19 protein-coding genes are annotated in these 26,153 nt (G+C 43.6%); 8 read left to right on the forward strand and 11 right to left on the reverse strand.

The window, feature by feature from the left end; genetic code table 11:
- Positions 1 to 44 precede the first annotated feature (44 nt).
- The 5 genes from PUR_RS19110 (at position 45) to PUR_RS19130 (ending at position 6,597) form a co-directional block, all read left to right on the forward strand.
- Positions 45 to 503, forward strand: a complete 459-nt coding sequence (locus tag PUR_RS19110) for a helix-turn-helix domain-containing protein (RefSeq protein ID WP_179036613.1) — start codon at positions 45 to 47, stop codon at positions 501 to 503.
- A gap of 109 nt (positions 504 to 612) precedes the next feature.
- Complete coding sequence (locus tag PUR_RS19115) at positions 613 to 2,511, forward strand: transposase (protein WP_179036614.1); 1,899 nt, start codon at positions 613 to 615, stop codon at positions 2,509 to 2,511.
- Entirely contained in the window at positions 2,508 to 4,157 is a 1,650-nt protein-coding gene (locus tag PUR_RS19120) for a tyrosine-type recombinase/integrase (RefSeq protein WP_179036615.1), read from the forward strand. The genes PUR_RS19115 and PUR_RS19120 overlap by 4 nt, the downstream gene beginning before the upstream one ends.
- 26 nt (positions 4,158 to 4,183) lie before the next feature.
- Entirely contained in the window at positions 4,184 to 4,948 is a 765-nt protein-coding gene (locus PUR_RS19125) for a hypothetical protein (protein ID WP_179036616.1), read from the forward strand.
- Positions 4,949 to 5,331: 383 nt separating this feature from the next.
- Positions 5,332 to 6,597, forward strand: a complete 1,266-nt coding sequence (locus PUR_RS19130) for a replication-associated recombination protein A (protein WP_179036617.1) — start codon at positions 5,332 to 5,334, stop codon at positions 6,595 to 6,597.
- Between the two features lie 511 nt (positions 6,598 to 7,108).
- On the opposite strand, the gene lgt is transcribed toward PUR_RS19130, so the two are convergent.
- On the reverse strand, positions 7,109 to 7,894 hold the full coding sequence (gene lgt, locus PUR_RS19135; protein WP_179036618.1) for a prolipoprotein diacylglyceryl transferase: 786 nt from the start codon (positions 7,892 to 7,894) through the stop codon (positions 7,109 to 7,111).
- Positions 7,895 to 8,247: 353 nt separating this feature from the next.
- Between lgt and PUR_RS19140 the strand changes: the two genes are divergently transcribed.
- Positions 8,248 to 9,870, forward strand: a complete 1,623-nt coding sequence (locus PUR_RS19140; RefSeq protein WP_179036619.1) for a multicopper oxidase family protein — start codon at positions 8,248 to 8,250, stop codon at positions 9,868 to 9,870.
- Between the two features lie 135 nt (positions 9,871 to 10,005).
- Here the strand turns inward: PUR_RS19140 and PUR_RS19145 are convergent, their stop codons facing one another.
- The 3 genes from PUR_RS19145 to PUR_RS19155 all read right to left on the reverse strand — a co-directional run bounded on the left by PUR_RS19145 (position 10,006) and on the right by PUR_RS19155 (position 12,455).
- Complete coding sequence (locus PUR_RS19145) at positions 10,006 to 11,373, reverse strand: sensor histidine kinase (protein WP_179036620.1); 1,368 nt, start codon at positions 11,371 to 11,373, stop codon at positions 10,006 to 10,008.
- Positions 11,363 to 12,070, reverse strand: a complete 708-nt coding sequence (locus PUR_RS19150) for a response regulator transcription factor (RefSeq protein ID WP_179036621.1) — start codon at positions 12,068 to 12,070, stop codon at positions 11,363 to 11,365. The genes PUR_RS19145 and PUR_RS19150 overlap by 11 nt, the downstream gene beginning before the upstream one ends.
- Before the next feature lie 94 nt (positions 12,071 to 12,164).
- Positions 12,165 to 12,455 carry an FAD/FMN-containing dehydrogenase gene (locus PUR_RS19155; RefSeq protein WP_179036622.1) on the reverse strand — a complete coding sequence of 97 codons (291 nt, stop codon included), beginning with the start codon at positions 12,453 to 12,455 and terminating at the stop codon, positions 12,165 to 12,167.
- A 292-nt stretch (positions 12,456 to 12,747) separates the two neighbouring features.
- On the opposite strand from PUR_RS19155, the gene PUR_RS19160 reads away from it, so the two are divergent.
- Positions 12,748 to 13,584, forward strand: coding sequence for an FTR1 family iron permease (locus tag PUR_RS19160; protein ID WP_179036623.1), 837 nt, complete (start codon positions 12,748 to 12,750; stop codon positions 13,582 to 13,584).
- A 974-nt stretch (positions 13,585 to 14,558) separates the two neighbouring features.
- On the opposite strand, the gene PUR_RS26605 is transcribed toward PUR_RS19160, so the two are convergent.
- The 3 genes from PUR_RS26605 to PUR_RS19170 all read right to left on the reverse strand — a co-directional run bounded on the left by PUR_RS26605 (position 14,559) and on the right by PUR_RS19170 (position 16,136).
- Positions 14,559 to 15,014, reverse strand: coding sequence for an IS630 family transposase (locus tag PUR_RS26605; RefSeq protein WP_442953849.1), 456 nt, complete (start codon positions 15,012 to 15,014; stop codon positions 14,559 to 14,561).
- 42 nt (positions 15,015 to 15,056) lie between these two features.
- Positions 15,057 to 15,617 carry an IS630 family transposase gene (locus PUR_RS26610; RefSeq protein ID WP_442953732.1) on the reverse strand — a complete coding sequence of 187 codons (561 nt, stop codon included), beginning with the start codon at positions 15,615 to 15,617 and terminating at the stop codon, positions 15,057 to 15,059.
- 180 nt (positions 15,618 to 15,797) lie between these two features.
- The gene (locus tag PUR_RS19170) at positions 15,798 to 16,136 is read right to left on the reverse strand and encodes a hypothetical protein (protein ID WP_179036624.1); all 339 of its coding nucleotides are present in this window, start codon (positions 16,134 to 16,136) and stop codon (positions 15,798 to 15,800) included.
- Between the two features lie 1,169 nt (positions 16,137 to 17,305).
- Between PUR_RS19170 and PUR_RS19175 the strand changes: the two genes are divergently transcribed.
- Positions 17,306 to 17,878 (forward strand): hypothetical protein, encoded by a 573-nt coding sequence (locus PUR_RS19175; protein ID WP_179036625.1) that lies wholly within the window; start codon positions 17,306 to 17,308, stop codon positions 17,876 to 17,878.
- 1,428 nt (positions 17,879 to 19,306) lie between these two features.
- On the opposite strand, the gene copZ is transcribed toward PUR_RS19175, so the two are convergent.
- The 4 genes from copZ to PUR_RS19195 form a co-directional block, all read right to left on the reverse strand.
- Entirely contained in the window at positions 19,307 to 19,513 is a 207-nt protein-coding gene (copZ, locus tag PUR_RS19180) for a copper chaperone CopZ (protein WP_179036626.1), read from the reverse strand.
- Between the two features lie 59 nt (positions 19,514 to 19,572).
- Positions 19,573 to 21,963, reverse strand: a complete 2,391-nt coding sequence (locus PUR_RS19185) for a heavy metal translocating P-type ATPase (RefSeq protein ID WP_179037993.1) — start codon at positions 21,961 to 21,963, stop codon at positions 19,573 to 19,575.
- Positions 21,964 to 22,839: 876 nt separating this feature from the next.
- Positions 22,840 to 25,128, reverse strand: coding sequence for a thiamine pyrophosphate-dependent enzyme (locus tag PUR_RS19190; RefSeq protein WP_179036627.1), 2,289 nt, complete (start codon positions 25,126 to 25,128; stop codon positions 22,840 to 22,842).
- Positions 25,128 to 26,141: a 2-oxoacid:acceptor oxidoreductase family protein gene (locus PUR_RS19195; protein ID WP_179036628.1), complete on the reverse strand. Its 1,014-nt coding sequence runs from the start codon at positions 26,139 to 26,141 to the stop codon at positions 25,128 to 25,130. The genes PUR_RS19190 and PUR_RS19195 overlap by 1 nt, the downstream gene beginning before the upstream one ends.
- Positions 26,142 to 26,153: the final 12 nt, after the last annotated feature.

The raw sequence follows: 26,153 nt of genomic DNA on the forward strand, positions 1-26,153 counted from the left end.
AGTTTTATGCTCTTTCTATAAGAAAAATATGGGAGGGCAAGCAAATGAACAAAAAATACGAGGTTCGGCTTGAGCCGAAAGAACGTGAAAGAATTGAACAACTTCTTCATGCCGAAACGACATCTCCCGGCATTCGCCGCCGCTGTCTCGTGCTGCTTCTTTCGGATGAAAATCAAGGTGCTATTCCCAAGCAGACTGAAATTGCCAGTCGTTCAGGAGTCAGTAATGCAACCGTTTTTTACACCGTTAGAGACTACTGTACCCACGGACTGGAGCAAACGCTCTGTTACCGCCGCCGTGCTGAACCGGCACGCCCTTCACCGATCACCGGTGAGGTGGAAGCCCGAATTATTGCATTAGCCTGCTCTGAGCCTCCAAAAGGGTATGCGCGCTGGACGATTCGTTTGCTAACGCGCCGAGTCATTGAGCTGAATATTTTAGAATCGGTCGGACGAGAAACCATTCGGACGACTTTAAAAAAACGAAACTTAAGCCTCACCTGAAAAAACAATGGTGCATTCCCGCCAAATCGAGCAGTGAATTCGTCGCTCGGATGGAAGACGTCTTAGAGCCTATGCCCTGCCTTATGACCCTGAAATCCCGCTCATTTGTATGGATGAACAGCCGATCCAGCTGCTCGATCATTCGCGCCCACCGCAACCTATGAAGCCAGGACAGGTTCTGCGAGAAGACTACGAGTATGTTCGCAAAGGCAGCTGCAGCCTGTTTCTGTTCACGGAGCCGCTCGCCGGGTGGCGTCACGTGCAGGCTTCGGAAAGACGCACAAAATCCGATTGGGCTCTGCAGATCCAAGAACTGCTGGAGGTCCACTACCCAGAGGCGAAACGGGTTCGGCTCGTGATGGATAACTTGAATACCCATACGATCTCGTCCTTGTATGAAACCTTTCCGCCTGAACAGGCGTTGGCTTTGGCAAAACGGCTAGAGATCCATTATACCCCTAAGCATGGAAGTTGGTTAAACATTGCTGAGATAGAACTCAGTGTAATGACGATCCAATGCCTGAACCGCCGAATCACCTCGGATACAAATGCTTTAACTTGCCTCGTGCCTGCTCCGTGGTTATTGACAACAAGTGAAGCTAGAAAATTAAAGGAGAAAGACTCACGTTTATCCTTCAAAAAAAAATTGTATGAGCTTCTTAGGCTTTGCAAGGGCACACATTTATGTAAATTTGAGTTAAAACAAATTGAAAAGCCGAAACAAAAATCCTGTGAGCATGAAAAAGAACTTTATGACTTTGAACAATTTATTGCACTTTACAAATATGCTACTGATTTGTCCTTACACCAATTCAAAGCAATAGAAAGCCCAAGATATGCTTCAACTCTTCTATACGTCTTAATGCATTTAAGTAACGCTTGGAGACACAGCGATGTCATGACGATACCGAAAGTTTTTCCTGAGGCTATTGGAATTTACAATATTAACTGGTTTAAGGACAATCAACTGACCCTGCCTCAGGGACAAACGATTATCAATCAGCTTCACAATTTCAAGCTAGTGATTAGCAAGACAGGGATGAAAAGACATTTTTTTTGTAATAAGGATCTTGTTGTGCCCATTGCAACAGCCATGGTTATTGCCGAGTTTCACTGCAAAAAAAACAACCAAGAATATTTAGTTAACTATGAATCGAAAAACAATCGTGTGCCCGAAAATGCACTGATTGAGTTTTTTGATCAAGATGCGTCTTTGGGAAATGGGCAATTGAAATTTAGCAGCTTGAAGATGAATCGCTCGTTAATGACACATTTATTCTATTCCATTCAGATGCGTGAGGGGAAAGGAAATTCCGCCTTTGAATTAGTGCAGAAACTACGGAATCATGTGACAGATATTACAAAGAAGTACATTCTAAATGATGATGAGAAGTTATCCGAGGTATCAAAGAATTTGTTTGATCGTGGCGAATTCGGTTATATATTCGATCAGCTCCTAGACGTTCTAAGCGAGGACAAGTCCTCTCGGTCTTTGCAAGAAAGAACACGAGCCATTGTGAAACTAAAACAAAGGTTTCTACCGCATCAAGTAGAATCTATTTCGGATTTCCTTGAGGCCATGCAACCTGAAAAGAAAACGATTATTATGCACATACATAAGCTTACGAAAGAGGAGGCTTTTGAATATATTCGAAAGATATACTTGGGTGAGATGCCAAGTAAGATGGAACATATTCAATGCTTTTCACATCCCCTATGTCATCGACCTAGTGCAGAATACAAATGTCACAGTTGCCCATATGCTATCCCTAATATTTATGCTTTAACAGCACTTTCAAACGATATTAGGTTTCGTATAGAGAAATACAAAACAGTAACTAAGCCAGGTTCGAGAAACAGGGAATTTGTATTACTTCAGCGTTCGTTGGACCTCCTCTTCCAAGCATTGGACGAATTCGACGAATCATATGTATGGTCTTTCATTCCAGGAGGAGAAGAGTTCATTGAAAATCAACTATCCATGATTGAAGAGGTGTCCAATCATTGATTTCATCAGCGTTAGAAAAACATTACCGATACAACGGAGAAATGGACGATGCCTCCGAAACTCTATATAAGGGTACAAGAAGCATACTGGAGGCTAAGCAAATACTCAAAAAACTAAAAGAAGATAATGTTCTGATTAAAGGTAATTTTGAATGCGAACAATGGCTTCTTAAATCTCCTAATGAAGTATACAATACCGGTATCCACTTCGCATTAGAAGTCGACGATCCATTACATCGCTATACAATTCAGCAGTCAATTTGGAAACAAACGAAATGTTGGGCAGCAGAAAAGCTAGTTACAATAGAGCCGTCGTCCGTTCAACGATATGTTTATTGTCTTAAAAGAGCCCTTACAATTACAAATAGCTTCGATGAGGCAAACATTTACCAGTTGAACGATTACCTTACCAACTTGGAAAGTGAGTATGTAAGAGATGATATTATCAAATCATGCCTTAACTTCCTTGACTACAGCGATCTGCCATGTCGAGAAGAATATTTAATTGAATTGCGCATGGTTCGTAGTAGGTATAGATTATCGCAAAATATAAGAACTCTCCCCAGCTACCCTGATGTGTTAAAATTTCAATTAATTTTGGAATACTTCATTAATATCTGGGGTTATGAAGAAAAGTTCGCTTATTTCCCAATTCTGTTATGGTGGAAGCTAACCAATGTCATACCTTTACGTCCTTCAGAGCTTTGCGACATCCCACGCAATTGCTTGTTTATTAATAATTCCAAATTCTATATCAAACTTCCGAGAAAGAAGCAAAAAGGTACTCTAAAAAAGTTGGAAATAATTGATTCTGTAGCTATTAACGAGGACATGTATAGGCTTGTAGTAGAATATATCTCTTTAACCCAAGATTATGGTGATTCGAAAACATTACTTCATTATAAAGCGTCAAATGCTTTTTTTAGAACGAATTATTGGACTTGGAATAGGGACCCTCTAATTTTTCATTATAATAATCTGAATTCTCTGCTAGAAAAATTTTACACTGAAATCATTGAAAAGAAGTTTCAAATATATAATTTGGATCGGATTACCCCCAATGATACACGTCACTTTGCATTCTGTAATTTGATGCTGCAAGGAATGAATGCTTTAACGATTGCCAGATTGGGGGGACATCGACATATTGAATCGCAATATCATTATCAGCAGCACATGGACTATTTTACAGAATCAAAGGTCTTTCACCTTACAAAAACCATTCAACTGAATAAATATTCTGAGTTTCATGAAGTCGTGTCGAATATTGAACTGGAACAAGCAAAGACTAATGCTTTGCGAAGTAGGCATAGTTTTGATTACTTGGATGAGATGGAAATTGGTTATTGTACTGACCGTAATAAAAATTGCGAGTCTGAATACTGTCAATTTTGCCAGAAGTGGTGGATTTCTTTGGAAGAACTTTATGCTTATGAAGACAAACTGAGAAATATCAGTGAATTAAAAAACCAGCAAATAAAGGTAAGACTCGAGGTTATGGAGCGGATAAGAAAGGAAATGGAGTACGACTTCCAAAAAAACACCTATTCCCCTCAAGATCAAGAGCAGTTAACCAAAGAATCAAAACTTCTTAATGGCGATATCCACGACCTTGCCAAACTACAATCGTACTTAGATCTCATGTAATGTTACAGTTAGGAAGGTGTAGATATATGACGAACAAGGATTCCAATCAAACGAACTCTAGTCCCAAAATGGGAAGACCAGCAAAATATAAAAATGAAGAAACGGAACAAAACCTTCAAGAACTGGTCTATGAATACAAAAAATCACATCCCTTCTCCGGTCTGATTCGAATCTCCCACATGGTTCGATTTACTGAACGGAAGCATAGGGAAGATCCAGAAACGTATCCTATCGCTTACAGTAAAGACGTTTGGGGGAGTTACGGCAAGAAATACATCGATCGTGCAAATGAACCTATACCGTCGGCTTTACTATCTGAATTGCCATTAGATATTGAGGTTCCCAATTTAACAGATATTACTCTTAAGTATCATCATAATATGAACAAGCTTTTAGAGCATCTAAATCCTATCGAAGTCATGCTTCATGAAAGTCTCTCCAGAGAACAAAAACTAAGATTACAAGTAAGCGAGTTAACGAATGAACTTTCCGAGATAAAGAATACAGTAAAAGAACAACAAAATACCCTTAGTTTGTATGAGAAATTCACCCTCGAAATGGCTCATCACAGCTATAATGATGAATTTCAACAAAAGTACGGATTAATCAATCAAATTTCGATAAATGCAAATGATCGAAACAAAAAAGCTATGTCTAATCTTAATAATTTGGAATCATTATTTCCCTATGAACGCGACCAAGTTACAACAAATACAGATACACCTTCCGAGACGTCAACGCTAACCCAATGGCGTGAACGAAGAAAAAAACAAAAAGAACGAAAAGAATAGTGTAACAAATAACACAACACCATAAAATGTAAACTTTTGCGCAACCTTAATGAGCATAACAAAATTCTCATCAATTTTTTAAGGGCCTCCTTCCTTAGGTAAAACTAGCTTAGCGAGCCTTAGCAGACATCTTAGTTCTTCTAAGTTCTTCAAATTAAATGCAGTTTCATTTGGCGAAATTCATTCTATTAGATTCCCAATGATACCCTTGAGTACTTAGGATATTAGTAATGATGACATCACAAATGACTTAGTGAGGAGGACTTTTTTCTTGATCCCTCATGGCTCTTTGTTCAATTCTTAGCCTCAATAAATAAAATTTTATAACAGGTTCATTTTATGTTACAATATGCTGATAAATTTATCTGATAAGGTGGCATAAAATGGACCTGTTTGATTTTTCGCAAAATGAACATGCGGTAACCATCCCCCTTGCAGAGCGCATGCGTCCTCGGACTTTAGATGAATATATTGGTCAGCAACATGTTGTCGGCAAGGGAAAATCTCTTCGTCATATGATTGAAACTGACCAAGTCCCGTCAATGATCTTGCAAGGCCCTCCTTCTTCCGGTAAAACTAGTTTGGCTACCATTATCAGCAAAACTACAAACGCCGAATTTATCAAGCTTAATGCAGTCTCACTGGGTATAGCTCAATTACGTGAGACTTTTGAACAAGCACAAGACTTAAGAAAACTATACGGTAAGAAAACAATCGCTTTTATTGATGAAATTCACGCTATGAAGCGGAACATACAAGAAACTCTATTGCCATATGTTGAAAATGGTGTTATTACACTAATCGGCTGTACAACAGAAAGTATAACTCACGATATTATCCCGCCATTAGTATCTCGATGCCGAATTTATCAATTGACAGTACTTTCCCCAGAAGATGTTAAGGGCGTTATTTTATCAGCGTTAAGTGATATGGATCGAGGACTCGGAAAAAATCATTTTACTATAACTGAAGAAGCATTAACATACATTGGAGATGTATGTAATGGAGATATACGAGCAGCGTTTAACGCACTTGAAGTTGCTGCCTACTCACTCCATAATACAAATGAAATTGATTTAAATGCCATACAGGAAGCATTCCAATTTCGTTTAAATGGCATTAATACCAGTGATATGTATAACCTGACTTCTGCTTTCATTAAGTCTATGAGAGGGTCCCAGACAAACGCTGCACTGTATTGGTTGGCCAGGTTGATTGATAGTGGTGTTGACCCGATCTACATCGCCAGAAGGATTGTGGTCCATAGTTCTGAAGATGTTGGGATGGCAAATCCGCATTGTCTTCAGATGGCAATTGCAGCTCAACAGGCGGTACAATTCGTAGGGATGCCAGAGGGTCGATTGGCGCTTGCACAAGCTGTAGTTTATCTCTGCGAAAGCCCGAAATCTAATAGCGTCTATAAGGCTATTAATTCCGCTCTGGAGACGGTTCGGACCCATAGGCAATTTGATGTCCCCAAGGACATCAAGCACGGCTCTACGACCTATTCATACCCTTTTGACAACCCAGGTAAGGATAAAAATGAATATCTCCCAACTGAAATAAAAAAAATGCGGTTTTATCAGCCTCAGGATTCAGGGACAGAGAGTAAAATTTATTTAAAATATCAAAATCGTAATCCAAAGTAAGCTCGTATTCCAGTGTACTCCTTCTGGATGACGTGATTTGTCAGTTGTGTCCTACCCGACGATTTCAACCCAATTGAAAGAAGCCCTCGAGAAGCTGGAAGGCATCATCGCCACCTTAAATGCACCAGTCGACGGTTTAGGAAAAAAAGCCGTAGCCGTGAACCTACTGTTAGAAAGCACATAAAGCATATTTGACTTTATCCAAACAACATCGGGCAGGAATCCAAGCGAGAAAACAACAATCGCTGACGCTACTACGGCGTAAACAGGATCAAGATCTGCTTGTCATTCAGAAATTGTATCGGCAGCAGCGTCAGATGTGCGAGAACTGTAAGCACCCAGATGGAGACCGAATCATGAGCATTACGCAGCCCCACATCCGACCTATAGTGCGAAGAAAAGCGAAGGCTCATGTCGAGTTTGGTGCATGGTTAGCGTTCTTGGAGCTTCAGTTGTGGGACTGTTTTAATGAAGGTGTGACGTCAATCGAATCGCTGAAGACTTAAGTAAATTACGTAATTATCCCCCGCTCTCTCCATTTTCGGTTTGAAAAAGCGTAGACCAAAAAGGCAATGCTCGCAGTAATGATAGCCATGCTGGTCCATTGGGCCGCTGTCCAATCCAGAGCATATCTTGGGGTATCCCCCCGCAGAAACTCGAGCATGAATCTACCGAAGCTATACAGTATATTGTAGGCCATAAAATGGAAACCTTTCGTCCATTTCTTGTTTCTTAATGTAATCAGTATTGCAAAAACAATCAAATCCCACTGCATCTCAAATATTTCCGCTGGCCACAAAGGCTGGGATCCGTATGCGTCGTATGCCATGCTGCCTTTCGGATAAACAAGCCCAAAACCGGAATTGGTCGGGGTTCCGTATGCATCACCGTTCAAGAAGCATGCGATCCTGCCTATAGCCTGTCCGAGAACAATGGCTGGCGCCAATAGGTCGGCAAATTCCCAAAAGGATAACTTGTTCATCCGAGTATAGATTGCTCCCGCGATAAATCCACCTACCAGTCCCCCTTGAATGGAGAGACCGCCGTTCCAGATAGCAAATACCTCCGGCAAATGCTTTGAATAATATTCGCTTTGGAAAAACACAACTTCCCACAACCGGGCCCCAACGATAGCTCCTATAATAACGTAAGTCAACATATTAAAAATATGCTTTTGGTATGCGCTCCCTCTTGCCAAATAATAGGCAACGGATGCGGAAAGCAATATTGCAATAGCGACAATAAGTCCATAAGATCGTACAGGAAAATCTCCAATATGGAACAAAATGACTCTCATGATGTGAATATCCTCCTATTTTTTATTTTTCGAAGCTTTCATAGATGCGATCCATTATAAACGGATAATGTGTGGAATCTGTGTTTTTACAAAACAAGTGCATTTTCTGGGCTCAAAACCGAAATCAGCGATTGACTAAAATATATTGTGGTTAAACCACAATCGCATCAAGACCTTTCAACGCCGACATTACTTCCCCCTCCTATCCTCGACTGTCCACATTTTAAAACAATACTCGTTTAATTTATCTAAGAGTTCCACGGTCATTCCCCGTTACAACCACACATTTTCTACACATTTTTTATTTATTATTATATTAGAATAAATACACAAAAGAGGTGTGAAGGGATACTATGAGAAAACATCTGATTGGAACAGTGACTACAGTTGGCTTACTTGCTATCATTCTTGTCGGTTGTGCCGACAAAAATAAAGACACTATGGAAGGCATGGACCATTCTAAGATGAACATGACAAACACTGAAACACCCCAAGCTAGTGAGTCTGCCGCAAAAACCGTCAAGATGAGTGCAATCCGTCAAACCGAATTCACACTGACAGCAAAGCTAAGCAATTTGGAAGTAGAGCCGGGCAAGACGCTCCCGGTGTGGACCTTCAACAATTCGGTACCCGGTCCGGAAATTCGAGTCAAACAAGGCGACAAAGTCAAAATCACGCTAAAGAACGAGCTGCCTGAGCCTGTTTCGATCCATTGGCATGGCGTTCCTGTACCAATCTCGATGGATGGTATACCTGGGGTTACCCAGAATGCCGTCCAGCCTGGAAGCACCTTTACTTATGAATTTACGGCAAACCTACCCGGAACTTACTGGTATCATTCCCATCAGGACAGCGTGAACCAAATCGACCGTGGCCTATATGGCGCATTCATTGTGGAAGCAAAAGAAGATAAAATCGATCGCGATTATACACTCTTGTTGGATGAATGGAATTCAACAGGTACTGCCAATATGAACATGGGGAATATGAACACTATGGATCATAGCAAAATGAACATGAGTTCCCCATCTCCGTCTCCAAGCAACGTTCCCCAATCGGAAAATGGCAGCGATGTGAAAGCTGCTGAGCCTGCCGCCGGGCATAATATGAACATGTACGATCTCTTGACCATCAACGGCAAGACCGGCACAGCCATCGACAATCTGACGGTTAAACGGGGCGATAAAGTACGGCTTCGCCTGATTAATGCGGGTTACAAGTCCCACATCCTGCATTTGCACGGTCATGAATGGAAGGTTACCGCAACGGATGGTCAACCGGTTAATGCTCCGCAGCTGCTCAATGATTCTTTCTTATCCATTGCGCCGGGCGAGCGGTATGATGTTGAGTTTGAAGCAAACAATCCGGGTCAATGGTACTTAGAGGCCCACGGCAACGAACCCGGAGTCAAAGGAATGAAGGTTAAAATCGCTTACGAAGGATCATCTGAGAACACAGACCAGCCTAATGATGAGGTTATTAATCTCCCCTTTTTCGATCTAACCCGTTACGGTCAGACAGGCAAAGGTTCGTTCACGTTAGATCAAAAATACGATTTGGAGTACACCATGAATTTGGGCACCGAGGTAAAGAATGGCCAGCAAGTCTTTTCCATCAACGGAAAGACATACCCGAACACGGATGCCATCAAGGTGAAGAAAGGCGATAAGGTGAAGGTTAAGCTGGTTAACAACTCGAAAGCCGATCTTCATCCTATGCACCTTCACGGTCACTTCTTTCAAGTTCTCAGTAAAAACGGCAAACCACTTGAGGGTTCGCCTATTGTGAAGGATACCTTAAATCTGAATCCCGGCGAAGAATACGTGGTCGCCTTCGAGGCCGATAATCCGGGAGATTGGATGTTCCATTGCCATGATCTGCATCACGCCTCCGCAGGCATGGTCACCCACATGCTGTACACGGATTACAAGAGTGATTTCATGGCCGATCCGAAAGCAGGTAATAAACCAGAGTAGCATTTAAAGGACTTGCCCCCAAAGCGGAGGTAAGTCCTTCTTCTTATTTTTCAAAAAAAGGATCCATACCCATCCTATCACGCTGGAGCTCACTCTAGATTTTTCAACTGTAGGTATCCTTTTAATTTGGTGGGTTTAAAACTTGGGAAGCCGGACCGTAATAACGGTTCCTACTTGGACTATACTTTCCGCAGAAATACTGCCGCCATGCGCTTCCACCAACGCTTTCACTACAGCTAACCCGATTCCGGCGCCGCCAAGCTTACGGTTTCTGGACTTTTCGCCGCGGTAAAACCGTTCGAATATAAAGGGAAGCTCATCCGGGAGAATGCCAAGTCCTGTATCCTGGATCATAATGGTTGCGTGTTCAGATTCTTCTGTTACCTTAACCTGCACTGTACCCTTCTCGGGCGTATATTTATAAGCATTGCTTAGCAAATTGATGAAGATTTGCAGGAGTCTTCTATAATCCCCCGTCAGGATCACTTTCTCCTGCATAGGAGGTATATAGTGAATCTGTTTCTTCACTTCCAACTCTTGAACCGTCCTTTGAGCCTCATGGATGATCGGGATCAAATTAATCTTTTCTTTTTGTAAGTGGATCATTGGATTTTCAGCTTCAGCCAGTTTTTCAAGATCATGAATCAAATGAGCCAACTGCATGACTTGGAGATGACAAATTTCCAGCTTATCTGGCGAGGGTTCCCATATCCCGTCTTGGAATGCTTCAATATGGCTTCTAACTGTGGCGACCGGTGTACGAAGCTCATGAGCAATGTCAGCCGTCATGGTCTTGCGAAGTTTCTTTTGTTTTAGAAGACTTTCTGCGAGATGATTGAGCGCGTCTCCTACCGCACGAATTTCAGATTGGCCGTTTTCCAAACGAACTCGCGCTTGTAGGTCTCCTTCTGTCATTCGATTTGCCGCTTTCTTGATTTGAAGCAGAGGGCGACTAATTTGGGAAGACAGCCGCTTACTGAATCCATAGACGCCAATCATCACGGCAATAAAAGCCAACCATATCCATACATTTACCCGAAGTAGAAATGATTTTTCCTGATCGTGATAAATGCCGGTTGTCGAGCCCAACCAAACGGTTCCGATGAATACTCCCTCTTTCTTGATTGGTACTTGATACTCGCTCTTCAAGCTGCCGCTCACGGGCTCCCCTCCCGTTTCCAACCCTGGCATGTGGCCGTTCATGGTAGAGGAATCCCATATCCTTCGGTTATCAGAATCGGTAATTCGGACAACGAAGTTTTGCAGCATAGCCCGATGGGAAATGGCCATAAGAACGGACTTCGGCCAGCCTTCCTTATTCGAGTATGCCGTCGAAAGTTCCTGCACAATCGCCTCGGCTTCGGCTTTCTGCTGGTTACGGACATACCCGCCGAAAGATAAATATACGGCTGCGTTTACCAATATCGTGATGACGATCAGGGAAACGAGCGCCACACCGACATGGGAAAGAAATAGCGTCTTGCGGATACCGTCATGCTTCATCAGGATTCACCGTTAACCGATACCCGACTCCGAATACCGTAGCAATAAAAGTAGGATTTTTCGGATCGTCACCGAGCTTCTGTCTCAAATTCTTGATATGCACATCTACTGTACGTTCATAGCCTTCATATGCATATCCTTGTATCAGGTTTACCAGCTCCAATCTGCTAAATGCTTTCTTGGGGTGACTCGCTAAAGTAAGCAGAAGCTTAAATTCGATCGGGGTAAGCGGAATCGTCTCTCCATCTAACGTTATTTCATGCTTTTCAGGATCGATTTGCAGTCTTTTCCCCAGAAAATGCAGCATCTGCTCCTTATGATCCGTACCGGAGCGGGTTCTGCGCAATAAGGTGAATACTCTTGCTACAAGCTCTCTCGGACTGAATGGCTTGACCAAATAGTCATCCGCACCAATCATGAGTCCATTGATTTTATCGTCTTCGTGGCTTTTTGCTGTCAACATGATGATCGGGATATCCGATTCTTTGCGAATTTGCCGGCAAATATCTTCTCCCGATGCATCAGGCAGCATGAGGTCCAGGATGACAAGGTCAGGTTTCAAATGGGAAAGTAGCCGCAGTGCGGCTCCTCCTGTTTCCGCTATATAAACGTGATATTCGTTTTTTTCCAGGTAAGCGCGTATGACATTCAGTATATTCATCTCGTCATCTACGACCAAAATTTTTACGTTCTCCATGTGCTTCACCTACCTGCGAGTTTTGCGCTCAGAATAAAGCAAGCAGACTCTCTTGTCAACAGAGAGTCTGCTTCTAAGTATCAAGTTGTTATGTTCACTGACTTACAGCCGTCGAACTGTTCATCATGTTCTTCATGGAGCCATTCATCATGTTCCCCATCATACCGCCCGCTTCGCCATTCATCATGCCGGACATACCGTTCCCATTGCTCTTGCAGTTATTATACATCTCCTGAAGCTGCTGCTCCGAAACATCCGGATGCATTTGCTTCATCTGAGGGAGCATTTCTTGCAAGCCCTTGTCTTTATCCGTTGCGGCGTACACCGCTGTACCCAGAGCAAACACCATGGTAACTGCTGCCAATACGATCCATATTTTCTTCATTTTCTACCGCCTCCTTGATTTATATCTTACCTAAGAGACGTGTAGGTTTTATGTAGGACTTATGAAGAAGTTATAAAGATTGTCAGTAGGCTCCGTAACCCTCCATTAAGTTTGTCTCTTTTCTTCCGAAATCCGGAGCAAATGCATTATATTGTTCCTGAATCCCAAACAAGGAATGGCTTAAGTCACATTTGAGAATATTTTCACGAATTTTTCACTACTCAATGTAGATATTCTATGTTACCATTCTCACAAGCATTGATATTGATTATCATTTACGGGAGGGTGAACCATGTTTGCAGGCATACTTATTACCTTACGAGAGGGAATCGAAGCTTTTTTAGTTGTAGGTATTTTAATTGGAATTCTTAGTAAAATGAGGCAAGGTGATAAACGAAAATATATTTGGTGGGGATCGGGAGTTGCCATTGGCCTCAGTATATTATTGGCATACCTTATCCAATTGTTCTCCATTCAATTCGAAGGAACAAATGCCGAAATATTTGAAATTATCGTAGCTAGCGCCGCCATCGCCATTTTATCCTATATGGTCATTTGGATGAACAAACAAAGCAGATCTCTTAAAAATAGTTTGGAGAGCAAAATTGTCTCTGCACTACAGAGAAATCAGATGTGGGGACTTGTTTTCCTTGCCTTTGTGACGATTATCCGGGAAGGTATTGAAACTGCCTTATTTCTCTCGGCTGTAAATGGATCTTCTGAAGGAAGCGGACTCATGTTTGGTGCATTTATCGGTTTGGTATTGGCAGCTGTGATCTCTTTTTTCATTGTAAAAGCAACCATTCGGCTAAACCTTCGAATGTTCTTCCTTATTACTGGAAGCATGGTTATTGTAATTGCTGCGGGATTGGCATCCCATGTTACCATGGCACTTCAAGAATTAGGAATCATTCCTCTCCATGAACTCATCGCTTGGGATTTAAGCGGCTTTATCCAGGATGAAAGCCTGTTGGGCAAACTCCTTCACGCCTTTACGGGATATGTCGCCGCCCCTACTGTTATTCAATTGGTGGTTTACGTCATTTATATCGCCATTATGCTGCATCTTCTCTGGAAGGGCCCTACTTTCTTCTCAAAGAAACAAGATCCTCTACCCTCGGCAAATTAATCGTCAAAAAAAGATGCCAGCGCTATCCTTAAGAGATGAATTGCTGGCATCCTAAATTTCACTATTCATAAATTCACTCCTCATATGCCGGCAATTGTAATTGTATCAATACCAGTTACATCAAGGAAACGAGACCAGTCAATATTGAAGCAAAATCAATTGCATAACTATGCCAAGGGTTACACCACGGCGATTTCACTACGCGTCTCGGTACTGTCTTATGCAGCAATCCGCCAATGCCCCCATTAATTTGCTCATCTTCTGCAAGTTGGGAGGTTATCGTCTCAAGGAGTAGCTTTGATAGATCTGTCTTGCGTTCTCCGCTTGTTTTTCGGTATAGGTTACTTCTCTTTCTCTGGTTTTGCGGCTTAGGGGCTGTAACGGCCACAACACAGAATGTCGCAGAAGCTGTATGTCCTTTCATATCCAATCTTTAATCATCCTACTGCCCATCCTATGAAACTGAACACTCTTTGACGTTAATTGCGGGGTAGTTTTGCCCTCTTTTCTCTTGGCTTCAGGATGTAACTGCCGTCTGCCCTATTCTTTCAGTTCCCAATTTCCAGTAACTTTATATAAACCTCATATAAACCACACATCTTACTGTTACACTAAAAATGAAATCAATGGTCTATCATCTTTTCTCAAAACTTAACTCAAATTTCAAGGAGGAATGTTCATGTTAGGAATGAATAGTTTGTCAGGATCAAGAGGTATGTCAAGTGATTGCAAAATGGAAAATATGCATGCAGATTCTACAATAAACAACCTAGAATAACCCAGAAAAGCAAAGAATCTGATCAGAATATCCAGTCAAATAAAATACCTGACAAATTTCTCGGTAATGCAATCGATTTAAAGCTGTAAATTACATTTATGAAAGAAAATTCCAGTATATAAACGTGCTAGTGTAAGCATCTCATTAACTCCGCACTCGTTAGAAAAAAACCTGCTATATATTCGGCATTTAATATTTAGAATTGAAGACATAAGCGTTCAACTGTGGCAGCGGGCGTTTCATTAATCAAACGGATAAATCCTTGAACAACTTTGCGAATTTTTTGTACCGAGTCGAAGAAGACATTATGAATTACGGATGATTTTAACCAGCCCCACAATTCTTCAATCATGTTCAAATTCGGACTATACGGAGGCAAATAAACCAAGGTGAGTTTGGCTTGATGTTCTTTTAAAAAAGGCTGGATGAGGTCTGCGTGATGAATTCGTGCATTGTCCAAAATCATCACGATTCGGTCGCCTTCATACTTTTCCAAGACGCGTTCCAGAAAGGACAAGAATTCTTTGGCGGTATACTGTTCTTCTTGTACGCAAAACACTTCGCCGGATTCATAATCCAGCGTCCCGATCAGCTTCGCTCCCCAATGCTTGCCGTAGGTGGGAATGATTTTTGCTGCCCCTTGGGAAACCAGGTACGAGAAAGCGCTTGGTAATCCCGGATCATGGACTCATCTTCAAACAGAATCCGGTCGATGCGCCCAGCGAGGAGTTTTTAACTCCTGAAAGTGTTCTTTGAATTCTTCTTGTTTCTGTGGGTCTGCTTTAGCCAGTGTGTAGGTCGGCTTCGTAAAGCTAAGCTTCAAACGGTACAAAAGGTCTCGTGTCCCTCGATCCGAATACCGAATATTCCACTTTTGTTCGATCCATTTCCGAACGAGTGGAGAAGTCCAGTTCATCTGGGAAGGAAATCCTTGATCCTCGGGCGTTTGATTCGTTATCACTTCATACACTTGTTGCTCTTGTTCAGCAGTTAACAAGCGATGTCGTCCTGGAGGACGTCCGATTTGTAGCCCCTGCATCCCTTGCTCTCGGTAAGCTTTGCTGTAGTTATATAAGGTCGCAACCGTTCGTCCTGTCACTTCGGAAATTCGTTCGTAGGATTCGCCAAGTAACAGCAGGAGGATCGTCTGATACCTTTCGTGCATCCGTAAATCTTTGTTTATTTTCATCGCGGCTTTGATTTCCAGAATGGCTGCTGCTTTGTGTTCTTCTGCCACACCAACTCGTACACTCATTTGTATCGTCTCCAATAATCATCGTATTGAAGACTATTATACTGGAATTTATTTCTTTGTGGGTTGTGCATGATCGCTCAACTCAATTTATTTTTCGCCGGGTATATAGATTTCTAGCAGGCTCACACTCTGAAAAATTCGCCCCGTTCTAAAGTCCGGCCATAAGCCAAGCTTACATTCTTACTGGCTCGCCGCGGGCTGTTGTTTCAACGTCTCAAGGCACTTTTCCATCATTTGCTTTCCTTCCGGGGTTTGCATCATTTGCATCATTTCATCCATATTTCCACTACCCATTGTCTTCATCTGATCCTGCATATTCCCTTGAGGAGCTTGTTCAGAGGTTTGCTTTGCATCTGCTTTTGAAGCTTGTGCAGTAGGGTGGTGCTGGGCATGTTCGGCCTGTGACACCTGAGTCGGTTCTTGCTTCTTCGAATCATTATTCGCCGCCCACACCACTTGACCTACTACCAGTAACGTTCCTAGTACGGCTATGACAACCAGCAATCTCTTCTTTGACATTGTAAATCCCTCCATATCTTGTGTTTCTTTATGCTTTTATCATACACATTCTTTTTGTTGAATCTATGTAGAGAATATGTGGAAAGTAAGGAGTTGAACAAACTTATTCTTCGTAATACACTTTGACTGTATATCCTCCAAGCTCACTGATCAATGGCGCCATCAGGTTTTCGATAATACGTTGATCTTGAAAGGACCGGTCATCCTAATATCCGGCTCTCGCTTCGAAATTCATTATTGAATCCACTTCTTTATCCACGCTTGACCAACAAATTTGCCTGTTCTTAAGCCGAGACCTGTTCTTTTATTGTACTTACCTTAATGTCATTTCACTTTCCTTGCATCTTTGGACTTGCTAATACCTTATCTTTTCAATGTATTATGGATTCTATCAGCAATGCCCTGGCGTTCAAATATATTTATTAAAATAAAAAAATCCAAGTCTCCAAAATGGGTACTCAGATTTGACCTTTGTTACGTACACACCTGGCTATACTTGAAAAACAGCTATTCTCTCTTTCGTATTCTCACTGAACGGAGCTTGGTTCCTACTATTCCAAAGATTTCTCCATTGGCCTGTAATTGGGATCTGGTGGCATTGGTAATGTCCTACTTGATGAATGACCTGAATTCCCCTTTCCAGTTGTTCAAGCCTAGCTCTCATGGCTTCCGAAGCATCTTTAGTCGTATATTAAACAGAATCGATCAAGGAACGAATTTATTGGGCGGACTGCTCCGATTACACTGCAAGCTTTTACATTTCACCCGTAACCATCGTAAATTCTCGTCCCTGCTCTATTGCTCGGGCAGTTTCAATGAGAGTAATAAGCGTCAACAAATTCGTTTAAGTCGTAATCTTCATAATTACAACAATGATAAGTTCGATTCTCTCGGACTATGGCTAAAGACCTTTAATTTTATTCGCTAACTGCCGAGTTGTTGGATCTAAATGAAGGATTCCTTGACCAGATGTGAGGTTGGATTTGTTCCCGTGCTCAGCCCTTTCTACCATCTTTACGAAAGCAAACGCCCACTTGGGAAGAGATTACGACGATGTACTGTATCGTAAAAAATATGTAGCCACGTTCACGGGATTATCACAAAAACCACATGGTTTCTCTACAAATTTACTCTACGATAAGAACAAATCTAAACTGGAGGGATAAAATATGATTACCGGTCAATCCAATGATTATGATGACCTGAATGCAGATCCCCTTCTCCTTCATAAGGCTTTTGAAATGAGCAGAGGAGACGATAATCAAATTTCGGAATTGATTAATCAAACATTGCGAGCATATATCAACCAAACGAAACTGGAGACTTTAGGATACAGGGAGACTCTCTTCCATCTGGCAAAATACAATGAAGTAAAGAAATTATTTGTCAAACCAATAGCCAAGCATGAGATCAAGCACGACCTAAATACTCACCTGAATGATCCCAACTTCTGCGGAGTAATCTATCCATCTGCTGTAGTTGAAGTTTTCATGACTCCCAAAGGCAATATCCTTATGCAAAAATCTGTGGATCGGGAAATCCACTTTTGCAACGGCGTCGTCATCCGGGATCATACATCCCCTAGAATCATGGAATTTAAGGTGCTGGATCATGCGGATTCTATCCGAAGAGAACTTCCCGATTTAATGCATGCTTCTGTTACAGCAGTATTGAACTCAAAAGGATCAAATCGGCTTTTAAAGGAGTTAGATAGAGATTTTATTGATGCACTCGAGTTGTAAACAGATATACGGTATAAAGGAGCCCTCCGCGGCTCCTTTATTGTTTGTTACAAAATGTTCACGAGGTATTGGAGTTAACTGGGTTGAATAACCACCGCGAGTTCGAGATTTGTACTTTTTCCACGTGTTTCTTCGACTGTCTCAACAAGTCGACCGCCAAACCTCTTTCTGATCGAATTCGTGCACTTTATATTTATCCATCTACTTCCAATGAAGTTCCAACATATATTAACACTTAGGCGGTATTGTATTAACGCTGGTCCAATTATAGGGGCAAATGGCTTATTACAGTAACTATCTTAAAAACACCACTTTCCACTTATCGCCAAATTTCGATTTTTGCAGTACAATAGTCACATAATAATCGAGCCGTTCTATACGTCTTCCAAATGCTACTACGCTTATTCGGACTGGCTTCTTTTTCGGGTCAAGAACCCTCAGCAGACTTCTTAAACCTTCTAGCTCAGCTTCAGATCACGCCGCTCTCAACCGACACGAGTCTTTTTCAAAGATTCTTTTCTCTAAACGATGCTGTAGCCCGATAAGATAATCCTTCCATGAGACATTCTCCAGGTCTTTTCATCCAGGCTGTGCCAAAATGCTTCAATTCGTCCTATTCGGTAACGGTTCTGTTTCATTTGGTCAGGGCCTCTTCCGGAATAGACAAACTCGTAACCGCAACTTAAGCTAGCCGGTTCCTGAACGGCGAGTAATCTGCAATTCATTGATTACTGCTTCTCCATAATGTTCGACGGCTCGGTTTAGACAAGACCAAGGTCCATTTACAAAAAAGGGCGTAGTCGGTCTTACATCGACCTGACGAATAATCTTAGCTGTAAGTCATACACTCCAGCGATTCCAGCAATTGTTGGCTATAGAAATTCACATGTTGTACTTCAAGCTTACGCTGCCGGATATGCTGATTCGGTGTTAGGAAGCCGTGCTGATCCATGAAAGAGAGCAGGTATCTTCTGGCATTGAATAGATTGGGAAATTAAGTTACATTCATCAAACGTTGAATATCTTATGCTATTCCCGATAGATCCCTCGTCTGATCAAACGGATCGGTAACGCAGGGATATGCTCGACCAATAGAGGCATGAATATCTTCACTATAGCACTCATGACAAAAAGATCTGTTAGGTGCTGGCCGTTATTTCAACAAAAGAAGAGGATGCGAGAACCATCTTGCTATTCATCAGCTTTCTTAACCGTTTAGCATGCTCTACGGGCAGGTATGGCGTATAGTAAGGATATAGCATGAACCTATCAATCTAATCATCAGAGGAGAGGACAGCCTTAAAAAGGAATGGCGCTTCTCAAGCACACTCAGATGACTTAGAAGATCGATAGTGGGATAAAGATGCGCAAAAAAAGGAAGCAGGATAAGCTGCAAACAGCTATCCGCTTCCTCCCACACCATACCTTTTACAGAACGTCATAACCTTGCTCTTCGATCGTATCCTTAATTTGGTCCAAAGTTACTTCTGATTCTTTAAATTCCACGGTTACATCTTGATCCCTCAAATTGACTTTTACCCATTCGATTCCCGAAAGTTTGTTTACTGCCCCATCAATGGAATGGACACAATGATTACAGGACATTCCGTCTACTTTCAATACCGCATTGGCCATGTTCTTCACTTCTCCTTTATGAATTGTATTTATAGAAATCCCCAATGAGAGGAGAATTCTTAGAGTTTGACCCTTTTGAGTCTTAGCGCATTCAATACGACAGATACCGAACTGAAAGCCATAGCGGCGCCAGCCACCCAAGGGGCTAACAACCCCGCGGCTGCAACCGGAATTCCAACCGAGTTGTAGAAAAACGCCCAAAACAGGTTTTGCTTAATGTTTCTCATCGTTTTATGGCTAAGCTGAATGGCATCGACAATGCTGTTCAGATCTCCCCTCATCAGGGTAATGTCCGCAGCTTCAATGGCTACATCTGTACCTGTGCCAATCGCCATTCCCACGTCGGAGAGAGCCAGAGCCGGTGCATCGTTGATGCCGTCGCCGACCATAGCAACCTTTTTGCCTTGGTCTTTCAGTTTCTGAATTTCGCTGGCTTTATCTTGAGGCAGGACCTCCGCTCGAATATGGTCAATGCCCACTTGTTTGGCAATGGCTGCGGCTGTCCGCTGGTTATCGCCGGTAATCATGATTACTTCAAGCCCCAGTTTCTTCATACGTGATACGGCTTGACGGGATGTTTCCTTCACCGTGTCCGCAACGGCCACCAAACCGGCAAGAGCATTGTCAATGGCAACCAGAATCGCTGTTTTTCCTTCTCCTTCCCATTTCTCCATGTCGCTTTCAATTTGACGGATATCAATTCCTTGCTGTGCCATTAGTTTCCGGGTACCGACCATAATCGTTTTCCCCTCTACTTCCGCCCGCAAGCCGAAGCCTGGTATAGCTTCGAAATCGTTCGGAATCAGGATAGACATTCCTTGTTCTTCGGCCGCTTTCACAATGGCTTGTGCCAGCGGATGCTCCGAACCTTTCTCGGCACTTGCTACGTATTTCAACAATTCCGCTTGTGACCAAGGATGAAGCGTCACGATGTCCGTTAACTCAGGCTTTCCTTTGGTAATCGTTCCGGTTTTGTCGAGGACGATGGTTTGAAGCTTGTGAGCGGCTTCCAAATGTTCTCCGCCCTTGATCAGTATCCCGTTCTCCGCCCCTTTTCCGGTTCCTACCATAATGGAGGTTGGTGTTGCCAATCCGAGAGCGCATGGGCAAGCAATTACGAGTACGGCGATGGCATTCTCGAATGCCTGTGTAAAATTACCTTTATCCACAATGAAGTACCATATGAGAAATACGATGACAGCGATGACAACCACTATAGGTACAAAAATACCGGATATGCTGTCCGCTAGCCGCTGAATAGGTGCTTTGGAGCCTTGGGCTTCTTCTACTATCTTGATGATTTGGGCCAAAGCTGTTTCCTTTCCAACCTTTGTTGCCTGAAAAACCAAGTTCCCATTCTTATTGATCGTAGCACCGATCACGGTATCTCCCGGTTTCTTATCAACTGGCAAGCTTTCTCCAGTCAGCATCGATTCGTCAACGGCTGAAGCGCCTTCCTGTACAATACCGTCGACCGGAATCTTCTCCCCGGGGCGGACACGGATAAAGTCCCCTGAAAGCACTTCATCGATAGGTATGATCATTTCTTGACCATTTCGGATAACGGCTGCCGTCTTGGCTTGGAGCCCCATCAGCTTTTTTATCGCTTCGGATGTCCGGCCCTTAGCCAGCATCTCGAACCATTTTCCTAAAATAAGCAAGGTAACCAAGATGGCGCTGACTTCAAAGTATAACTCCGGCATCGCTTCGTGCTGGCCTTTCATTCCGGCGTAACGCAGCATCTCCACTATACTGTAGAAATAAGCTGCAGATGTGCCTAATGCAACAAGAACATCCATATTGGCGCTGCCGTTTCGCAATGCCTTATAGGCTCCTCTGTAGAAGGGCCAGCCGATGATGAATTGAACCGGTGTGGCCAGCGCAAATTGGAACCAAGGATTCAAAAGTAATTCAGGTACGTATAGTCCCCAATTGAAGTGGGCAACCATAGCCCAGAGCAGCGGTAACGAAAGAATGGCCGATACGATAAACCTGCGTTTTTGACGTTTTAGTTCGTTATTCTTATTCTGTTCCTGCCCCTTCCCGCTGTCATGGACCTTCGCTTTATAACCAATCGACTCCACTCTGGCTATAAGGTCCGCAATGGACGCCTGTCCTTCCTGGTATCGAACGCTGGCTCTCTCCAAAGCAAAATTGACGGAGGCTGTAACGCCGGGAAGATTGTTTAACCCTTTCTCAATCCGGTTGGCGCACGCCGCGCAAGTCATTCCAATCAGATCAAGCTCCACTTTGCTGTGCTGAACCTTGTAGCCGATTTCGTTAATTTTCCTTTCAATCACGTTCTGGTCGACCCGGTTCGGATCAAAGGTTACATTCGCCTTTTCCACAGCAAAATTCACGTTGGCCTCAAGAACACCATCTATCTTGGAAAGACCTTTTTCAATTCGCGCTGCACAGGCCGCGCAAGTCATTCCTTCAATGTTAAGCATCAAGCTTTGGGAAGCTTCCTCAGGCTGAAACTTCGTTTGAGTAACCGATTCTTGTTGATCCATCACTGATCCCTCTCTTTGTGGTAACTTTTTACTAACTTATCATATACCCCTAGGGGGTATATTAAATTTCCATTAAAGGGAAGTGACGCCAGTCACTTCCCTTATTTTATACTATTTCAACGATTACTAATCGCCTTATTATATACCACACCGGGGTATAATTATTATATATCATAAATTTTACATCATTACAACTAGCTTACAACTATCCATGTTGTTTTTTTTCTTCCTTATGATAAGAGGGATTAACAACAAATGAGACAACGGACCAAAGGAGAATCAAAATCCATGGGAAAATGCTTCCCCCCAATCCCGTAGCGCTATTGGGTAAAAACAAATAAGCAACCAATATGATCGGTAAAACGCAGCAAATGATCATCATCCATTTATGAAATTGTTGCTTTCCGCCGTGTTGGTGTTGTTGCTGACCTGGTTTCTGGCTTCCATGGTTATGGTTTCCGCAGCAGCTTATGTTTTATTCCTCCCTTCAATACGGTTTCAAGCGTTATTTTTTAGACCAAGCAGTTTTTGCTGCAGCGTATCATTCGTCTTCTTAATTCCTCCAGCTCATCCGCGAAATTCTTCTGAGGATCGTGCCGGGAATGATCCGAATAATTTCCCTTCATCATCATGAACATCATAGGAATCATCATAAAGGGACATATCAGGGAAGCAGCAACCAAGACCAGTTCATATTTCCTACCTCCTAATTTTTGATATCCTATTCTTTGATGATTCCATTATAATTAAAGGTTGTGTGGATTCGATGTGGAAAAACTGAAGAAACGAAGTATTTGTGCAAATTACGATCCCTTAAAGAACCTCGTTTTCATGCCGTGCTTTCAGTCTTCTCCATCTGCGTTCGACTTCTTGCTCGAACGATTTCAGGAGTTCTTCTTCTTTCAGCAAGTGCTTCGTTTTACCCATACCTTTCAGCCATTCGCTGACCGGCACACGGTTGTTTTTCGCTTCCGGATTATAGGTGATATTCGTGATTCCATTCTCCACTTCGTACAGCGGGAAGAAGCAGGAGTCTACGGCCGCTTTTACCAATTTTGTGCCGGCACGATCTTCGGCTTTCCAGTTCAGCGGGCAGGAGATCAGAATCTTGCCGTAAGCCAGGCCTTCGTTTTGCGCATACCATTGAGCTTTGGCGGCTTTCTGGATCAGGTCCTGTGGGAATGCTTCGGTACCGGTGAAGACGTATGGAATGTTCGTTGCGGCCAGGATTTGCGCCGTATCCTTATGGTGGCCGGATTTACCCTTTTGTGCTTTGCCTACGCCGGAAGTAGACGTCTGGTGGCCAAGCGGAGTCGAATAGGACAATTGGGAACCGGTGTTCATATAACCTTCATTGTCATACTCGATTATAATCATCTTGTGGTTTCGGAGTGCGGTACCGATGGCCGGCCCCATGCCGATGTCCATTCCTCCGTCACCCGTTACCATGACGAACGTAAAATCGTCGGCGATGTTTACTTCGCCGCGGCGTTTCTTTTCAAGGAAGGCTTCAACCATGCCGGAAACGGTAGCTGCGCCATTCTGGAACAAGTTGTGAACGAATGATTGCTTATGTGAAGTATTCGGATAACCGGTGGTAACTACGTATCCGCAGCCTGTTTGGAACAAAGTTACGACATCGCCTTCGATGCCTTTGAAGAACAGTTCGAGCGCCGGAATGATGCCGCAGCCTGGGCATGCGCCGTGTCCCGAGGCAAAACGCTTCGGTTTCGCGGTAAGCGCGCGAAGCGGTGGAATCTTAACCTTCAGCTTGCCTGTCGCTTCTTCCTGCGTTACGTTGATCAAACCGGTTTTATAAGCTTCGCCTGTCATCGGTTCAATGATTGGCTGCTGACGGCCTTGCGCTTCGCCCGGTACATGTCCAAAATAATCAAACGGCTTCTCGGCATAGCCCTTCTCTGCGGCAGCGATCGCTAGTTTTAAAAACTCTTCCGCTTCGTCCGGGTAGAAATCTTTACCGCCGACACCGAAGATACGGCTCATAACGATTGTTTGGTTGTCTTTATCAAGCTGCAGAGCGGAGCGAATTTCATGTGTCATATTGCCGCCATGAGCGCCGTAGGAGTCCGCCAGTTCGCCTACAAGCAGCGCTTTGACATTCTTAAGTGCTTGGCGAAGCTCTTCCGCCGGGAACGGACGGATGATATTCGGACGAATCAAGCCGGCTTTCACCCCTTGCTTGCGCAGCTTGTCGACGGTGTCTTTCGCAGTTTCAGCTGCGGAATTCATGAGAAACAGAGCGACTTCCGCGTCTTCCATACGGTACAAATCAAGCGGTGAATACGAACGGCCGGAGAGCAGTGCGTATTCATTTGCCACTTGCTGAAAAACTTCACCTGCTTTATATAGAGCTTCGGATTGCTGGAAATGGGCATTGATCAAATCGTCGCCTAACATGTGCGCGCCAACAGTTACGGGGTGATTCTTGTCGATCACATTGTGGAATCCTGCCGGAGCAGGTCCAACGAAATCCTGAACGACCTTACGATCGGCAAAATACATGACTTTACGCTTCTGGTGAGAGGTCAAAAAGCCGTCGTAGCAGACAATGACCGGTAGGCGGACGTCGGAATGCTCGGCGATTTTCAAAGCCATAATGTTCATATCGTAAACGGCCTGCGGTGTCGAAGCCATTAGCGTTACCCAGCCGGTATTGAGCGTGTAATACAAATCGGAATGATCGCCGCGGATATCGAGCGGACCGCTGACAGCGCGGGCTACGAGATTGAGTACCATCGGGAAACGGGTGCCGGATTGGGTCGGCAACTGCTCGAGCATGTACAGCAAGCCTTGTGAGCTCGTCGCATTGATGACGCGAGCGCCGGTCAGGGCAGCGCCGTAGCAAATACCGGCGGAACCGTGTTCCCCGTCGGCAGCGACGAGTTGAATATTATGCTCACCTCGGGTTTTCATTTGGTCCAAATATTGCGCAACTTCCGTAGAAGGCGTAATGGGGAAGTATCCCATCAGGTGATAGTTGATTTGAGCGGCAGCGGTAGCCGCCATTTCGTTGCCGGATTCGAAGACGGCTTTCTGTTCGGCAACATGCAATTGGTTCAGATTTTCCTCAAGAATAGCCATTAGTTAACCCCTCCTGCTGTATAAGGAAATTTTTGCGTTACGGTGTGAGCTTCGGCATAACCGACTTCTTCGCGTAGATCGGTGAGTGCTTGGGTCGGGCATGCATCGACGCATTTCAGACAGCCTTTGCAGTATTTATAATCAATGCCACGCAGGAACATTTGCGGACGGCCTTTCTTGTCGGGAGCTTCTTCCCAAACAAAGCATAAGTCAGGGCAAACATTGTCGCAAGCCGCGCAGCTGATGCATTTATCTTCATGGAACTCAGGCAGCCAGCCTTGACGGGAGCCACTCAAGTCTTTCAATATCGTGTTGGCTTGGGCGATCAGTACGCCGCCGATTTCTTGCGTTTCGTAACCGTATTCGGTTTTCGAACGGATGAACGTTTTGCCTTGCGCCCCTTCGGGAGCTTCGTACGTCTTAAACTTCACTTCATTATAACCACGGTTAAAGGTGTTGATATTCGGTTCGACCAAATGGGGGTATTTCTTCTCAAACGTTTTGCGGATAACGTCCTTCATGCCATCTGGGTTCAAAAATTCGCAAATTCGGTACAGCGCACCCAGCATTGAGGTATTGGCTTTCGTCTTCTCTTCCACCGCAATACCTGTCGCATCTACGATCGCCAGCGTACCGTATTCAAGCTTCAGATCGCGTCTCACTTCATCAAAATCACGGGTCGTATTGACGAGTACGATGCTGTCAGGCTTCACGCCGTTTACGACATTGACGGTTTTGTAAAGAGCTTCATGGAAGATTCCGACAACATGCGGTTCCTCAATCGGGCTGTGGTCGCGAATTTCCACATCAGCTTCGCAAAAACGAACGAACGCCTTAACCGGAGAACCTTTCTTTTCGGAGCCGTAAGACGAGAAATTGGAGCCATTCAAACCGAGCCCGAGCACCCCGGCTTCCGCTAGCATTTTGCCCGCAAGATTCGCCCCCAGACCACCGATTGATTCCAGGCGAATCTCAAAAAATCCGAGTTCATTCTTTTTTGGTAAAATAGACATCAGGTTTTCTCC

The sequence above is a fragment of the Paenibacillus sp. URB8-2 genome (assembly GCF_013393385.1).
Classification (GTDB): domain Bacteria; phylum Bacillota; class Bacilli; order Paenibacillales; family Paenibacillaceae; genus Paenibacillus_AQ.

Coding starts and splice junctions, on each gene's coding strand:
- PUR_RS19150 (WP_179036621.1), bottom strand. CDS start 12,070: ATGGAGAACGTAAAAATTTTGGTCGTAGATGACGAGATGAATATACTG.
- PUR_RS19125 (WP_179036616.1), top strand. CDS start 4,184: ATGACGAACAAGGATTCCAATCAAACGAACTCTAGTCCCAAAATGGGA.
- PUR_RS19115 (WP_179036614.1), top strand. CDS start 613: ATGGATGAACAGCCGATCCAGCTGCTCGATCATTCGCGCCCACCGCAA.
- lgt (WP_179036618.1), bottom strand. CDS start 7,894: ATGAGAGTCATTTTGTTCCATATTGGAGATTTTCCTGTACGATCTTAT.
- PUR_RS19170 (WP_179036624.1), bottom strand. CDS start 16,136: ATGTCAAAGAAGAGATTGCTGGTTGTCATAGCCGTACTAGGAACGTTA.
- PUR_RS19185 (WP_179037993.1), bottom strand. CDS start 21,963: ATGCTTAACATTGAAGGAATGACTTGCGCGGCCTGTGCAGCGCGAATT.
- copZ (WP_179036626.1), bottom strand. CDS start 19,513: ATGGCCAATGCGGTATTGAAAGTAGACGGAATGTCCTGTAATCATTGT.
- PUR_RS19190 (WP_179036627.1), bottom strand. CDS start 25,128: ATGGCTATTCTTGAGGAAAATCTGAACCAATTGCATGTTGCCGAACAG.
- PUR_RS26610 (WP_442953732.1), bottom strand. CDS start 15,617: ATGAGTGTACGAGTTGGTGTGGCAGAAGAACACAAAGCAGCAGCCATT.
- PUR_RS19130 (WP_179036617.1), top strand. CDS start 5,332: ATGGACCTGTTTGATTTTTCGCAAAATGAACATGCGGTAACCATCCCC.
- PUR_RS19145 (WP_179036620.1), bottom strand. CDS start 11,373: ATGAAGCATGACGGTATCCGCAAGACGCTATTTCTTTCCCATGTCGGT.
- PUR_RS19110 (WP_179036613.1), top strand. CDS start 45: ATGAACAAAAAATACGAGGTTCGGCTTGAGCCGAAAGAACGTGAAAGA.
- PUR_RS19175 (WP_179036625.1), top strand. CDS start 17,306: ATGATTACCGGTCAATCCAATGATTATGATGACCTGAATGCAGATCCC.
- PUR_RS19160 (WP_179036623.1), top strand. CDS start 12,748: ATGTTTGCAGGCATACTTATTACCTTACGAGAGGGAATCGAAGCTTTT.
- PUR_RS19140 (WP_179036619.1), top strand. CDS start 8,248: ATGAGAAAACATCTGATTGGAACAGTGACTACAGTTGGCTTACTTGCT.
- PUR_RS19195 (WP_179036628.1), bottom strand. CDS start 26,141: ATGTCTATTTTACCAAAAAAGAATGAACTCGGATTTTTTGAGATTCGC.
- PUR_RS19155 (WP_179036622.1), bottom strand. CDS start 12,455: ATGAAGAAAATATGGATCGTATTGGCAGCAGTTACCATGGTGTTTGCT.